Annotated in this window: 10 protein-coding genes and 2 pseudogenes; 3 read left to right on the plus strand and 9 right to left on the minus strand. The window is 66.2% G+C overall.

The window, feature by feature from the left end:
- The 8 genes and pseudogenes from ELR45_RS38325 to ELR45_RS18510 form a co-directional block, all read right to left on the minus strand.
- Positions 1 to 746 (minus strand): annotated as a pseudogene (locus ELR45_RS38325) (hypothetical protein); the annotation flags it as partial.
- A gap of 122 nt (positions 747 to 868) precedes the next feature.
- Complete coding sequence (locus tag ELR45_RS18480) at positions 869 to 2,320, minus strand: aldehyde dehydrogenase family protein (protein WP_129667701.1); 1,452 nt, start codon at positions 2,318 to 2,320, stop codon at positions 869 to 871.
- Entirely contained in the window at positions 2,317 to 3,081 is a 765-nt protein-coding gene (locus tag ELR45_RS18485; RefSeq protein WP_129667702.1) for an IclR family transcriptional regulator, read from the minus strand. Before ELR45_RS18485 ends, ELR45_RS18480 begins: the two co-directional genes overlap by 4 nt.
- Before the next feature lie 7 nt (positions 3,082 to 3,088).
- Entirely contained in the window at positions 3,089 to 4,114 is a 1,026-nt protein-coding gene (locus ELR45_RS18490; protein WP_129667703.1) for a Gfo/Idh/MocA family protein, read from the minus strand.
- Positions 4,111 to 5,091 (minus strand): ABC transporter ATP-binding protein, encoded by a 981-nt coding sequence (locus tag ELR45_RS18495; RefSeq protein WP_129667704.1) that lies wholly within the window; start codon positions 5,089 to 5,091, stop codon positions 4,111 to 4,113. The genes ELR45_RS18490 and ELR45_RS18495 overlap by 4 nt, the downstream gene beginning before the upstream one ends.
- Positions 5,088 to 7,013: a dipeptide/oligopeptide/nickel ABC transporter permease/ATP-binding protein gene (locus ELR45_RS18500; protein ID WP_129667705.1), complete on the minus strand. Its 1,926-nt coding sequence runs from the start codon at positions 7,011 to 7,013 to the stop codon at positions 5,088 to 5,090. The genes ELR45_RS18495 and ELR45_RS18500 overlap by 4 nt, the downstream gene beginning before the upstream one ends.
- Before the next feature lies 1 nt (position 7,014).
- Positions 7,015 to 7,944: an ABC transporter permease gene (locus tag ELR45_RS18505; protein WP_129667706.1), complete on the minus strand. Its 930-nt coding sequence runs from the start codon at positions 7,942 to 7,944 to the stop codon at positions 7,015 to 7,017.
- 2 nt (positions 7,945 to 7,946) lie between these two features.
- A complete protein-coding gene (locus ELR45_RS18510; protein ID WP_129667707.1) occupies positions 7,947 to 9,518 on the minus strand; it encodes an ABC transporter substrate-binding protein in 1,572 nt (523 codons plus the stop codon).
- 326 nt (positions 9,519 to 9,844) lie between these two features.
- Here ELR45_RS18510 and ELR45_RS18515 point away from each other — a divergent pair, with 326 nt between their 5' ends.
- The 3 genes from ELR45_RS18515 to ELR45_RS18525 all read left to right on the plus strand — a co-directional run bounded on the left by ELR45_RS18515 (position 9,845) and on the right by ELR45_RS18525 (position 13,806).
- A complete protein-coding gene (locus ELR45_RS18515; RefSeq protein ID WP_165367900.1) occupies positions 9,845 to 11,563 on the plus strand; it encodes an FG-GAP repeat domain-containing protein in 1,719 nt (572 codons plus the stop codon).
- A 104-nt stretch (positions 11,564 to 11,667) separates the two neighbouring features.
- Positions 11,668 to 12,441 (plus strand): creatininase family protein, encoded by a 774-nt coding sequence (locus ELR45_RS18520; protein ID WP_129667709.1) that lies wholly within the window; start codon positions 11,668 to 11,670, stop codon positions 12,439 to 12,441.
- 114 nt (positions 12,442 to 12,555) lie between these two features.
- Positions 12,556 to 13,806, plus strand: a complete 1,251-nt coding sequence (locus tag ELR45_RS18525) for an ATP-binding protein (protein WP_129667710.1) — start codon at positions 12,556 to 12,558, stop codon at positions 13,804 to 13,806.
- A gap of 55 nt (positions 13,807 to 13,861) precedes the next feature.
- Here ELR45_RS18525 and ELR45_RS18530 read toward each other — a convergent pair.
- A pseudogene (locus tag ELR45_RS18530) lies at positions 13,862 to 14,780 on the minus strand (hypothetical protein); the annotation flags it as partial.

Below are 14,780 nucleotides of genomic sequence, written 5' to 3' on the forward strand. Positions count from 1 at the left end.
CCGCGCAGAGTCTGCACGGAACCGACTCCCGTCTCACCGCCGGCACGCCGCTCCGCCATGCACTGAAGCGACTCCAGCGTGTGGAAGCCATAAGTCTCGATGTGAGAGTAGCCAACCGCCACCGCCTCGCTGAGCGAAGCGTCCACAGGATACGTAAGCGCAGGAAAGCGCCAGGCCAAGGGCAGCGTTGAGCCTGCAAGGAGTGGAATGTCGTAACGCTGCGCGGTGTCGTACATATGCCGTGCGTCATGGAACGCCTGTGAAAGATGCTTGTCCGAGAAGATCGGAACAAACTTGTTCGAGGCGATCATCGCGGCGACCGTGGTATCGAACAAGCGCCGGCGAGGGTAGGTCTTCTGCCCGAACTCGTTCCAGGGATAGTCGCCGTGTTCTCCCACAATGATGACGGCATCGACGGCGACTTTCCCGGTTTCACCGACCGCGAGCGCCTCCGGAATGGTATCGAAGACGGGGACACCGTGTTTCTCAGCCATGAAATACCCGACGTCGTTGTCCGGCACCTGATCGAGGTAGATGGACGCGACCTCGACCCGCGGCTCGGTCTCGACGCCGTGCAGCTGGTAGCCCTCGAGCAGCTTCGTGGTGATGACATCGCCGTGTGAGTTGCGGCGATACTCAGTGATGATGACCGCGACCTTGGGTTTCCGCCCACGCGGCGACGCCGTGCCCGACGCCGGACGAGGTTGTTCGGTCGAGCCGTGTGCCAGTCCCGCGGGCAGCACCATCGCCCCCGCTGCCGCGGCACCCGTGGTCAAGATCTGTCGTCGAGATGGAGTGGTGGGTGGCATGTGGATCCTCCTTGGGGTGTGGTGACACTCAGGGAGATGCAATACGGGCAGCCGGACGTTTACGGCATAGTGTGAGCAGGAAGGACGAAGGTCTGCAGCTGACCGAGCGCCTCGATGGTGTAGCGGCCGCCGAGCCTGCCGACCCCGCTGGCCCGCCCGGAGTAGCCGCCGAACGGCGTATGTGGCTGCCACGCGGTCGCGGCGTCGCCGACGTTGACGACGCCCGCCTTGAGCCGGCGGCCGATGGCCAGAGCTCTCCCGGTGTCCTGGCCGAGGACGCCGGTGATCAGGCCGAGCCCATGGCCGTTCACGAGTTCCACGGCCTCGTCGTCCGACTCGAACGTCATGAATGCCGCCACCGGGCCGAAGGTCTCCTCGCGGAACGCGAGCATGTCGGGCGTCAGACCGGTCAGCACGGTGGGCTCGTAATACAGGCGCGTCGGCCAGCCCCCGGGCCGTGTGCCCCCGGTGATGATCCGCGCGCCCTTTGCGACGGCATCATCGAGGTGACGGTCGATCTTGGCGGCGGTGGGTTCGTTGTTCAGCGGCCCGATGCTCGTCTCCGGATCGAGCGACGGGCCGAGCCGCAGCGACGTAGCCTGATCGGTCAGCGCGTCGACGAGCTCGTCGTGGATTCGATGATGGACGATGATCCGCTCGGTCGAGCTGCAGATCTGGCCGGCGTTGGCGAACACAGCGGAGCGCAGACGTTCGGCGACCGCCGCCACGTCGACGTCGTCGAGCACCACGGTGGCGTTGTTCCCGCCGAGCTCCAGCAGCATCGGTTTCGCGCCCGCCGCACGAGCGATCGCGTCGCCGGTCTGCGGGCTTCCGGTGAATCCGATCGCGGATATCCACGGATGGGAGACCAGCGCTGCGCCGGTCTCATGCCCTAGTCCGGGCACCACGTTGACCGACCCAGGTGGGAATCCTGCCTCGACGATGCAGTCATAGAGGTGAACCGCCGTGATGGGAGTGAGCTCAGACGGTTTCCAGACGATCGCGTTGCCTGCGGCGAGGCCCGCGCTCAGGTATTCGGTGGGAATCGTCGCGGGGAAATTCCAGGGGGTGACGACCGCGAGGATCCCATGTGGGCGGCGTACCACGACAACCCGGCGCTCGGCGTCGTCGCTCGGCAGGATCTCTTCGGTGCTGTGCCGGACGATTTCGGCGGCCTCGTGCCACATGGTGACCGCCGTGGCTATCTCACCTTCCGCCTCGCGCAGCGGCTTGCCCTGTTCACCGGCGAGGTCACGGGCGATCACACCGGCGCGTCCGGCCACCAGGTCCCCTACCCGTCGCACCAGGTCCGCACGGGCACGGGCTGTCATGGAGGCCAGCGCGGTAGCCGCCCGCCCGGCGGCGTCCACCGCCTGGTCGACGTCGTCGGTAGTGCTGCGGACCATCCTCGCGAGCTGTTCGCCGGTTGACGGGCTGTGCACCGGAATCGCCTCGCGGTTGCCACGTGGACACGGAGCACCGTTGATCATCACTGGCAGCTCGCGGATCATGGTGTCCCTCCCACCGTGCCGAACGCGTCGTCGAACTCGCGGAACGCGTCGACCACCTGCCGGATCCTCGACAGTGGCATGCGATCCGCCGGTGCGCTGAGCGACACAGCCAGCGGTATCGCGGTGCTGTTCAGGGCCAGCGCGACGCATCGTGCCCCAACTTCGTTCTCACCGTTGTTGACCGCGTATCCCGCCCTGCGCACCCGTGCAAGCTCCTGGATATACCGATCCGGATCGGTGATCGTACGGCTGGTGAAACGGGGCATGCCCTGCATGGCGAGAATCTCCCGAACGCGGTCCTCGGGCGCCCTGGCGGCCAGAGCCTTGCCGAACGCGGTGCAATGGATCATCGCGCGGGCCCCAGAGTTGATATCGACCCGCACAGAGCGGCGCGGGCGCACCGTCGAAACGTAGAACGCCCGGTGCATATCGAGTGCGCCCAGGCTCGCCGTCTCCGTGAACTGGTCGCGGAGCTGCTCGAGCATCGGCTGTGCGCGGCGCGCCAGCTCGTCGAGATCACCGGCCCAGGGATGACCAAAGAGGCGCGTCGGAAGGTACGAGCCGTTCGCCGTCCGTGCTACATAGCCCCGTCTCTCCAACGTCGCCAGGTATCGGAAGGCAGACGTCTTGGGAAGGCCGGTCTTGGCCACGACCTCGCCTAGCGTCACTGGCCGCGACGGTTCGTCCAGCAGCTCAAGGATGTCCAGCGTCCGGTTGACAGCCCGGACGCCATAGGGTTCGAGCGCGCCGCTGTCAGTCATGGTTGCCTCAACCTCCTTCAGGAGCCGCGGCCACGTCCACAAATGCGTCGTCGCTCGCGGCACGCTCAACTGCGTCACAGAGCCGAACCGCCGCGGCGCCGTCCGCCGCGGTGCACAAGGGGGACGCTTCGGAGGTCACGACACGCACGAAATGATCCACCTCGTTCGCGAGTGCACCACGTGTCTGGCCATGGACGTTCGGCGTGTACCAGGTATCGACCGCAATGCGCCCGGACTCGCCCACCACCGACAGGCCCGTCGATCCCTGTTCGACCCGCGCGTATCCATGCTCGCCGATCACAGTGAACCCGGAGCTACCGAACGGCGCCGACGCGCTCGGCAGCGACCAGCCCAGCGTTGACGTCCCGTGCGCGCCTCCCGCGAACTCGAGAACGACGGAGTACAGGTCGTCCACGTCGTAGCCGGCCGCCTTCAACACCCCGCTGCTGCGACGCGCGGCTACCCGCGTCACCTCCCCCGCATACCACCGGGCGAGGTCGAACTCGTGCGAACCGTAGTACAGGGGCAGCGAGGTGCGCCCCTGTAGTATCCGCTGGTCGGCGGCGACACCGACGCGTTCGCTGCGCACCATCTGGACCGGGCCGATCGTCCCGTCCTCGATCGCCGACTTGATAGCCGCGTACCGCGGCTCGAAGCGCAGGATGTGCGCAGCAAGTACCGGTACGCCGGCATCGATGGACGCATCGCGGATGCGTTCGGCCGCCGCGAGCTCGTGTGCCAACGGCTTCTCGATCGCGACCGGCGTGCCCGATTCGATGGCGGCCAAAGCGGCGTCGACGTGCACGTGTTCGGGGGTACATACGACCACGCCGTCGAGTGTGGGGTCACCCGCCGCTTCGCCGGGATCGGCAGACCACGTCGCTCCGAGGTCGCCAGCCGTCTCCTTCGCGTGGCTCTCCCGGACATCGCAGACGACGGCCAGTTCAACGCGCGGATGCTCAGTGAGTGCTTGTGCCCACTTGCCGCCCATGAACCCTAGTCCGATCACACCGATCCGGACCTGTGCACTCATCCAGTGTTCCTTCCGTCAGACACTCCATCGAGTGCGAAATGGCAGGCCGCGTGTCTGCCGGGAAGCCATTCCCGCACCGGTGGCGACTCCACGCGGCATATGTCTTGTGCTATCGGGCATCGTGGGTGGTACGCACATCCAGGCGGTGGATGCCTCGGATCCGGCGGATCGCCTCGTACCTCGATCCGCTCCCGGCCACGATGTTCCATGCTGGGCACCGCGGCCATCAAGGCGCGCGTATACGGATGCAGAGCATTGCCGTACACGTCGGCGGTCGGTCCCATCTCGACGATCTTGCCGAGGTACATGACGGCGATCCGCTGGCTCACGTACGTCACGACGCCGATGTCATGCGAGACGAACAACAACGTCAACCCGTGGCGTTCACGGAGGCCGTTGAGCAGGTTCAGGATCTGAGCCTGCACTGACACGTCCAGCGCGGAGACCGATTCGTCGGCGATCAACAGCGACGGCTCGAGCGCGAGAGCGCGCGCGATACTCACCCGTTGCCGCTGCCCGCCACTGAGCTGTCCCGGGAGCTTGTCCGCCACTGTGCCCGGCAGTCCGACATCCGCGATCAGCTCGTCCACGCGGGCACGCAGCTCAGCACCAGAGGCGATGCGGTGGATCATCAACGGCTCAGCGATGATGCGGCGCACCTTCATGTGCGGGGGTAGCGAGGTGTACGGGTCCTGGAACACGATCTGCGCGTCACGACGGAGCGACGCCGCGTCGGTGACCGCAACCGGCCGGCCGTCGAACCGGATCTCCCCGCTGTCCGGCTTCTCCAGCAGGACCAACGTACGGGCGAGCGTGGACTTGCCGCAGCCGCTCTCGCCGACCAGGCCGAGGGTCTCTCCCCGCTCGAGCCGCAAGGACACTCCGTCGACGGCACGCACACTGGAGGTACGGCGGGCGAGCCCGCTGCGGGTCGTGTAGTGCTTGCGGACGTCGTCGAGCTCGAGAATCGGCGTCACCGCTGCGTCACCTCCGCCTTATCTTCGCTGTACAGATGGCATGCGGCGGACCACGCCGGCCCGACGGTCAACGGCTTCGGACGGTGCGTATGGCACAGGTCCATGACGCTGGAGCACCGCAGCGCGAACGGGCACCCGCCGGACTCGCGCGTCGGGTCCGGGAGCTCGCCGGGTATCGAGCGCAGCTCGGTCGTGACACCGGCCTCCGGCCGAGGCACGGACTCCAGCAGCGCCTGGGTATACGGGTGTCGCGGCTCACGCAGCACCTGCTCGGTCGGCCCGGACTCGCACACCTCCCCGGCGTACATGACCACCACTTCGTCCGCGATCTCGCCGATGAGGCCGATGTCGTGGCTGATGATGACGATGCTGGTGCCGTGCTCGTCTCGCACTCGACGCAGCTGGTCCAGCACCTGTGCCTGAGTGGTGACGTCCAGCGCTGTGGTCGGTTCGTCCGCAAGCAGCAGCTCCGGCTCGATCGCCATGGTCATGGCGATCATGACCCGCTGGTTCTGCCCGCCGCTGAGGCGGAACGGGTACTGCTTCATGATGTGGGGCGGATCCCCGAACCCGACATCGCGGAAGACCTTCTCGGCGAGCTCGACAGCCGCGTCCCGGTCGACGTCGCGGTTGGTCCTGATCGCCTCGACGATCTGGTAACCGACGGTCAGAACCGGATTGAGCGAGCCGACCGGATTCTGGAAGATCATGCCGATTCGACGGCCACGGACCCGCCGCATCGACCGCTCGGGCACGCCGAGCAGGTCGATGCCGTCGAACATGGCGGTGCCGGCGCTCACCCGTCCGGGTGCGGACAACAGGCGCAGCAAGGCGTACGACGTCACCGACTTCCCAGAGCCGCTCTCTCCGACAATGCCCAGGATCTTGCCGCGTCCCACAGTGAAGCTCACCCCGCGGACGGCTTGCACAACCCGGCCGTCGGCCGTCGGAAAGTCCACACAGAGGCCTCGGACATCGAGCAGCACATCGTCCGGTGTGGGCCCCGCCTGCAGCTCATCGACGGCCGGCCGGCTCGCCGCCGTTGCCATGTCCAGCGTTGTCCGCGTGGCTCCGGAGCGGCGCCATCGCGTCGACCACCACCGGCGGCGCGGCTCGACCCGCGACCGCATCCCTTCAACAGCCAGGTTGATGCACAGTACCGTGAGCATGATGGCGATACCGGGCAGCACCGGAAGCCACGGCGCTACGACCATGTTCTGCCGGCCGTCGGCCAGGATCTGCCCCCACGACACATGCGGAGAGGTCAACCCGAATCCGAGGAAGCTCAGCGTGGACTCCATCACCACCAAGTGGCTCAGGTCGATCAACGCGATCGCGGGCAGCACGCTGCGCACCTGCGGCAGTACGTAGCGGAAGATCCGCCGCAACGGCCGGGCCCCGATCGTCTCGGCAGCGCGGACGTAGTCCTGTTCGCGCTCCGCGAGCGTCCGCGCACGCACGACGCGGGCGTACACGATCCACGCCGGTATGCCGAGCACGACGATCAGGTGAACCGGCGACCGCTCGGTCATCATGCCGAGGATCACGATCGCGATCAGAATGAACGGCAGGGCGAGCTGGATGTCACCGAGTCGCATGATGAGTGTGTCGACGAACCTGCCGAAGAAGCCGGCGACCAAGCCGGTCAACAGCCCCAGAGTCGCTCCGATCAGCATGGCACACGCGCTGATCAGGACCGATGACCGCGCACCGTAGATCATCCGGGACAGTACGTCCCGGCCCAGCGCGTCCGTGCCGAGCGGGTAGGACCAGTCGCCGCCGTCCCACGCCGGTGGTGCGAGCACGTTCGACAGGTCCTGGGCCGCCGGCTCGTACGGAGCGATCCACGGCGCGGCCACGGCGACGAAGATGAGCAGACCGATGCCGCCGAGTCCGATGGCCGCCGTCTTGCGGCGCAGCATACTAGGACGCTCCCTTCAGCCGGATGCGTGGATCCAACGTGGTGTACAGCATGTCGACGACGAAGTTGACCAGCACGAAGGTCACCGCGGCGATCAGCACCGCGCCCTGCACCATCGGGAAGTTCCGGCTGGTGAGCGCGTCCACGGCGAGCTTGCCGATCCCGGGCCAGTTGAAGATGTTCTCCACCACGTAGGACCCGGCCAGGATCATCCCGGACTGCAGGCCGATCAACGTCACCAGCGGCAGCGAGGCCACTTTCAGGGTGTGGACCAGCAGGATCTTACGCTGAGCTATGCCCCGGGCTCGCGCCGCACGGATGTAGTCCTGTTGCAATGTCTCGATGAAGGACTGCCGGATCGTCCTGATCAGGATCGGTGTGAGGGCCACTGCCATCGTCGCGACCGGTAGCACGAAGCTCGACGGCCCGGTGAAGTCGACGGCGGGGAGCCACCCGAGCTGCACCGCGAAGACGAGTACGAGCACCACCGCAAGCCAGAAGCTTGGGATGGACTGGGCAAAGGCCACGTAGACCTGCACCGACCGATCCAACCAGGAGCCACGCGTCAGCGCCGCGCCGATGCCGAGGGCCAGCGCGATCACCGTGGAGACCAGCACCGTGACGGCTGCCAGCATGGCGGTGTTCGGCAAGGCGGCGAAGACCACCTGCGCGACCGAGTACGAACCCTGGAAGGACTGGCCGAGGTCACCGCCGAGGAGATCCCGGAGAAAGTACAGATACTGGATGTAGATCGGCTCGTCCAGACCCAGCCTCTCCCGGGTGGCCTCGATGACGTCGTCCGGGGCGTCGGGAGCGTTCATCAGCCGTGCCGGATCACCCGCGGCGATTCTCAGCAGCAGGAACACCAGCGTCACCACGCAGAGCACGACAACCAGCATCTGCGCGGTGCGCCGGATGGTGTAGAGAAGCATGCTTACTCGCCGATGCTCGCCGGGTAGAAGTCGGTCTCGTAGTTCGGCAGCACCCGCAGGTCGCGGACCCGATCGGAGTAGGCCACCGTGAAGTCGCTGTAGTACAGCGGGATGTGCGGCAGCTCGTCCCACAGGTACGCCTGCAACTCGTCATAGACCGCCGCTCGCTGCTGTGGATCAGTCGTGGTCTTGCCCTCCGCCACCAGCTGATCGATCGTCTCGTCACCCGCGGTCCACCGGTTCGGCGTCGCGTAGATGCCCAGCGCGGCGTCCGGATCGCCGCCGCTGGACCAGCTCAGGTGGTAGAGCAGACCAGTCCCTGACTCGCTGTTCGAGTCATCGACCAGACCCGCCACATCGCTCGGCACGACACGCACGTTCAGCCCGACCTCATTGAGGTTGGCCGCGATGGCCTCTCCGACCTGTTCCGCACGCGGCAGGAATCCGCTGGCGACCCACAGTTCGAACTCCAGGCCTTCGGCCCCGGCTTCCTGAACCAGCTGTCGTGCCTCGTCCAGGTCCTGCTCGTACGAGGGTGAACCGCTCGTGTGGTGGAGCGTCGTTTCCGGGGCGAAGCTGTCTGCGGTGACGCTCTCCCCCATGACGAGGCTGTCGACCAGCGCAGGCCGATCGATCGCCAGCATCACAGCGCGCCGCAGCTCCGGGCTCTCGTCCCACATCGGCTCACGATCAGGAATCGACCACAGGTTCACCTGCTCGCTGGCCGTGGCCGAGACCAGCGAGAAGCCATCCTCGTCTTCGATCGTGGCGTGCTGCTCGGCAGGCACCCGGTCGATAGCGTCGGCCTGTCCTGCCAGGAGCGCGCTGACCCGCGTCTGCGGATCCGCGACGAACTCCCATACCAGCTCCCCGATCTCAGGCGGGCCGTTCCAATAGTCCTCGTTCGCCTCCATGGTCTTCTTCGTCTCGGACTCCTCGACGAGCGTGAACGGTCCGGTGCCGTTCGGCTCCTGTGCCATGGTGTCCTGCCCGGCTTCGATGTCCTCGGACGAGACGATGGGGGTCTGCCGCACGGCGTTGAGCAAGGACGCGAACGGCTCCTCGGTCACCAACCGGACCGTGTGATCGTCCACGACCTCACCTGTGGTGGGTACCCAGCGCGTTTGCAGGACGGTCTCCGCGCCGGTCGCTCCTGAGGCCAGTTCGATCGAGGCCTTCACATCTTCAGCGTCCAACGGCGTCCCGTCGTGGAACGTCACATCCTCACGCAACGTGAACTCCCAGGTCGTCGCATCGACCTGCTCCCACTCCGTCGCCAGCGACGGTACGGGCTGGTCGAGCTCTCCGCTCGGGAACTGCAGCAACGTGTCGTAGATGTGCACGTTCAGGCGCGCCTGGCTCTGCGCCGTGCTCTGATACGGAACCCAGTCGGCCCAGAAGTTCTCCGCGATGAGAAAGCGCACCGAATCGTCGCCACTGGTGTCGTTCGAGTCGCCCGCGTCGCCGCCCTGGTCGTCGGCATCGTTCTCGCCCGGCACCTCGTTGGCCGAGCATGCGGTGATCACAAGAGCAACAGTCGCGATCCCCGTAGACCACTTGAGCTTGCCTCGCATGGGTCACCTCGCGTTCCATTCGCCGGATTCGGCTACTCGCTGATTGGGAGCCTTCGGAGAAAGATGACTGTGTCACTCCGCTGTCACCAGCGTCAATAGCACTGTTCGCGAAAATGGAAGGCATTCCATTACGTGGAACAAGCCCTGACGGACCGTTGACTGCGTTCTATGGCGCTGCCAGCCTTCATCTCAATAGCCAGCACCAGCGTTCCATCACGCGGTTTCATACAGGTAAGCGCTGTAGCCGTCGTGCTAACCCACCTGGAGGTGTTGTGTTCGGTACGCGACGATCCGCCATCGCAGTCTTCATGACTTGCGCTGCGGTCATGGCCACGCCCGCCGTAGCATCCGGCGAGGACGGTGCACACGAAGGTGACGACCGTGATCGGACCGCTCGATCTGACTCCGATCAGTCGATCTCGGTCGAGGAACAGACGAAGGAGAAAGGGCTGTGGGATCCACTGCTGGGCATGTTCGCTCACACCTCCGCAGCCGCGGACGTCAACGATGACGGTTGGGTCGACCTGTACGTCGGCAGCTTCTACCAGCAGCTCCCGTGGGACCGATTCTTCCGCGGAGAGATCGACGATCGCGGTGCCACGGAGATATCCCCGGACCGGCTGCTCCTCGGCGGACCCGACGGCTTCGAGCCCGATCCGACCTTTCCCGAGATGCGGGACGGCAGCTCCAGCGGATCCGCCTTCGCCGACATCGACAACGACGGAGACCTCGATCTCCTCGTCTCGCACTACTACCCGTACGAGTTGGCCAGCCAAGATCCCCCGCCCACGAACGGCCAACAGGTCGTCGTCCTGCGCAACGACGACGGCACGTTCACCAGAGTCGGCCAGGTCGCCGACGAGATTGCCGCCCGCTCGATTGCCGTGGCTGACTTCGACGGTGACGGCAACCAAGACTTCTTCGTCATCGAAGATGTCTACTATGAGGACGCGATGGGCCCAGCGTCGAGCCGGCTCTATCTGGGTGATGGAGACTTCCAGTTCGAGGAGGCCACCACGGCAACAGGGTTGCCCGACGACATCAGCGGGCTCGGAGTCGTAGCCGCCGATCTCAACGCCGACGGCTGGCCAGATCTGTTCGTCTCAGGTTCGTTGCGCGGCAAAGCCGTGCCTGAAGGAGAAGAGAACGTCCAACGTGCCCGCATGTTCGTCAACGATCGCGAAGGTGGCTTCGTCGAAGCCGACGCGAGCGAGTTCACGATGGTCAGCCAGCTGTGGTCGGACGAGTCGGCCGGAGTAGCGGTCGCCGACCTCAACCGAGACGGACGGCACGACATCGTCGTCGGGTCGCATCCCTATCCGGCGTTGGCCGCACTGTGGCCGCAGCAGCCCGTCCACATCTACCTCAACGACGGCAACGACGACGACGGCCTCCCGGTGTTCTCCGACGTCACCGCCGAGACCGGCATCGGCACCGTTGACACCAAGCCGGCGCACGTCACCCTCGTCGACATGGACAACGACGGGTGGCTGGACATCGCGACCGGTGTCTCGGTCGGCGACGGCACCGAGCCGGCGATCTTCGAGCACACCGGCCTCGACGACGGTATCCCACAGTTCGACACCCCGTCGGGTCTCCACGACGAACGCCTGCCGTCGCCCGAGGAAGCCCAATGGGACCGCATCGGCACCCCGCGGTACTGGCCGACCGGCGTCAACGCCGACTTCAACAATGACGGCCGCGTCGACCTGTTCGCCGTCGAGTGGTTCCCGGATCTGCCCTCGCGCTACTGGGAGAACACCTCCGCTGCGGGTAACTGGCTGAAGGTGGATGTCTCATCCGAGACCACACTGGGATCCACGGTCAACGTCTACCGTCCCGGGGATCGGGAACGCGGCAAGCCGCCGATCTTCAGCCGCCAGGTCCTGTCCACCGAGGGCTACGGTGGCGGTGCGCTGCACACCCAGCATGTCGGTCTCGGAGAACTCCGCGCCGTCGAAGTCGAGGTGATCGGCCCAGCACCGACGCGTGACACCGCGCGGCAGTACGCTCGGGCGGGCGAGACCGTCCACGTCGATCTCTGAGGACGTGTCCGATCTTCCACACCGGCCTGCCGATTGTGCCATGCACTGGCGCCATCGGCAGGCCGCTTCACGCCTCGTGTCATCGCTGCCGAAGGGAGACAGAGATGGTCGCCCCCCATCCCGCCGTCCAGCTAGCCGAACTCACCACCGAGGATGCCCAGGCCGCGCAGCAGTCCGCCGAGGTGGCCATCCTGCCCGTTGGAGCGGTGGAACAACATGGCCCCCATCTCGCCGTCCTCACCGACGCACGCATCGCCGAAGCCTTCGCGCACCGGCTCGGCGCCGAGCTCGGCTCCGACGCCATCGTCTGCCCGCTGCTGCCGTACGGGCTCTCCGAGCACCATGAACGCTTCGCCGGCACCCTCACCCTCACACCACCCACATTCATCGCTCTCCTGCTCGACCTGGTCGTCAGCCTCAAGGCGCAAGGCTTCGACAAGGTCATCATCGTCAACGGCCACGGCGGCAACATGGAAGCCCTCACCCTCGTCGCCAGGCGCGCACGCAGCGAGCTCGATGTCCTCGTCGCCTCCATGATGTGGGCGAAACTCGCGCGCGACGTCTGCGCCGACGTGGCATCAGGCCCCGCATACGGGCACGCATGCGAACTGGAAACCTCACTTGCGATGGTCCTCGCGCCCGAACTCGTCAAAGCCGAACGCGTGCGCACGCCCGGGATCCGCTCCGAGGCATACCCCGGCTCCGCCCCACGTGGATACGTCGACGTCGCCATCCGCTTCGACGAGCTCACCACCGACGGCGTCTACGGCGACCCCACCAAGGCCAGCCCCGACATCGGCGAACGCATCCTCGCCACCGCCCTCGACCGTGCCGTCGCCTTCTCCCGCCACTTCATCAGCAACGGAACGGTCGTCTAGCCTCTGCGGCACACTCGTCCGGCAGGTGCGGAAAATGCCTAGGGAACGATGCATGAGAGCGCTAGGATGTGATGTGGGAAATGCCTACGAATCCATGTGGGAGATGTATTCGATATGGCAGATCATGCACGTTACCTGCAACGATTCATCGACCCTCTGATCGACGAACTCATGGCCGACCTTCCCGCAATCATGCTGCTTGGACCCCGCGCCACAGGAAAAACGACTACGGCCGCCCGGCACGCTCGAAGCGTGGTCCGCCTCGACGAGGCGGCGGCAGCAACCGCGTTCGAGGCCGACCCCGACGCCGCTCTTCGCCGCTACGCGGAGCCGATCCTGCTGGACGAGTGGCAAGCCGTGCCGGGAGTCCTCGGTGCGGTCAAGCGAGCCACGGACACGGGCCACGGAGCCGGACGATTCATCCTCACCGGATCGGTTCGCGCTGAGTGGGACGGCTCGAACTGGCCCGGCACCGGCAGGGTCATCCGTGTCGACATGACCGGCATCAGCATGCGCGAAGCCGACGGCCTGTCGTCACCGTCGACGTTCCTCGACACGATCCGAGCCGGCCGCGCAGAATCCGTCACGCTCCCACCCGCGACCCCGGATCTCGGCGACTACGTCGACATGGCCTTGCGCGGCGGCTTCCCGGACACGATGCTGTCGACGTCGGCTAGAGCTCGTCGACGGTGGATCGATAGCTACGTCCACCACGTCATCCATCGCGACGTTGAATGGCTCGGCGCATCACGTCGGGACCCAGAACTGCTTCGCACGTACTTCGAAGCAACAGCACTGAACATGGCCGGCGTTCCCGATCACAAAACCCTCTACGAGGCGGCCGGCATCAGTCGGACAACCGCAGACGACTACGACAAGCTTCTGCGCAACCTCCTCGTCACCGTGTCCGTCCCGGCCTGGTGGACGAACAGGCTGAAGAGGCTGATAAGGAGCCCGAAACGCTACCTGGCCGATCCAGCCCTCGCCGTTGGACTGCTCGGGGTTGACACCCAGACGGTGCTCAGCGACGGCGACCTGCTTGGGCGCGTCCTCGACAACTTCGTCTACACACAGCTACGCGCAGAACTCAGTGTCATGGACGTCGGGACACGCTTGTACCACCTGCGGCAGGAAGGCGGCAGGCGGGAGATCGACCTACTGATCGACATGGGCGCGGTAGGCGTCATCGGCATCGAGATCAAGGCAAAAGCTGGTCCGGGACGCGAACACGCGCGACACCTCGAATGGCTGCGCGACGAGCTAGGGGATCAGTTTCTGGCTGGTGTGGTCCTGCACACCGGACCACATGCCTATCAGCTGGCAGAGCGGATCATCGCAGCACCCATCTGCACTCTATGGAGCTGAGGCCACCAGGTTTCCGCTCCAGGGGACAGCCCGCCTGCGCCGTCCGCCACGGCCGTCAGCGCTGCCGGAGCCGGTCGATCAGGTCAGGCGCCAGCGCCCCGAAGCCGGTCGATGCCCACGGCTCGGCATCGGAGTCCATGTAGTGCACCACGGTGTCCTCGGTGGGGAGGTCGAGGATCTCGGGCTCGCGGCGCTTGCCGATGTCGCGGCGGCAGGCGCGGCAGCACGGCACCTCATGACTCCCGGCCGCCGTCGTCCAGGGCGCACGGCCGCTGGCTGGGCCGTGCAACGGGTTGAAGAAGCAGGCCACCGTCGGATTCCATGACTTTCCCGCCACAGCGTGGTCGAGGGCGTCGTCACCGCGGCGGGTGAGCACCATGGCTCCGATCGAGTCGGCGGCGTCGTCCGACTGGTCCAGGATGGCGGTCGCGGCCTGGTAGTGGTCGAGTGCGGCGCCCCACGCGTCGCTGTCGGAGCGCTGGTCGATCTCCAGCTTCCGGATCCGTTCGCCTAGTGCCGCGCTCTCGGTCTCGGCCCTGCGCCGCCACTCCTGCGTCTGTGCGGACGAGATCCTCTGTAGTGCCCGCCGCTTCAGGTTGACACCCTTGCGGTCGGCACGACGACGACGCAGGGCGACGAGGACGGCCGCGGCCACGATCCCAGCGGCCACGCCGATGGCGACGGGTGGATCCATACCCAGGATCTGGGTGGGCTCGCCGTCGCCGGCGCTCTGTTCGCTGCCGGACTCGGACCGATCTGGAAAGTGCTCGTCGTAGATCTCGCGAGCCTCGCCGCTGCTGAAGATCTCCAGGGCGTCGGTCACCTGTTGCCCGAGGTCGCTCGGGTAACGGTCAGCGGCCACGCTGGTGGCGTAGGTGGCTGCGATGTCGGAAGGCACGCCGTAGCCGGTGCTGTCCAGCGACCAGGCGTAGTCCTCCGAACCATGGGAGACGAAGAAGATCCCGTCCTCGGAG

Source organism: Phytoactinopolyspora endophytica (assembly GCF_004138495.1).
In the GTDB taxonomy this organism is placed as follows: Bacteria; Actinomycetota; Actinomycetes; order Jiangellales; family Jiangellaceae; genus Phytoactinopolyspora; species Phytoactinopolyspora endophytica.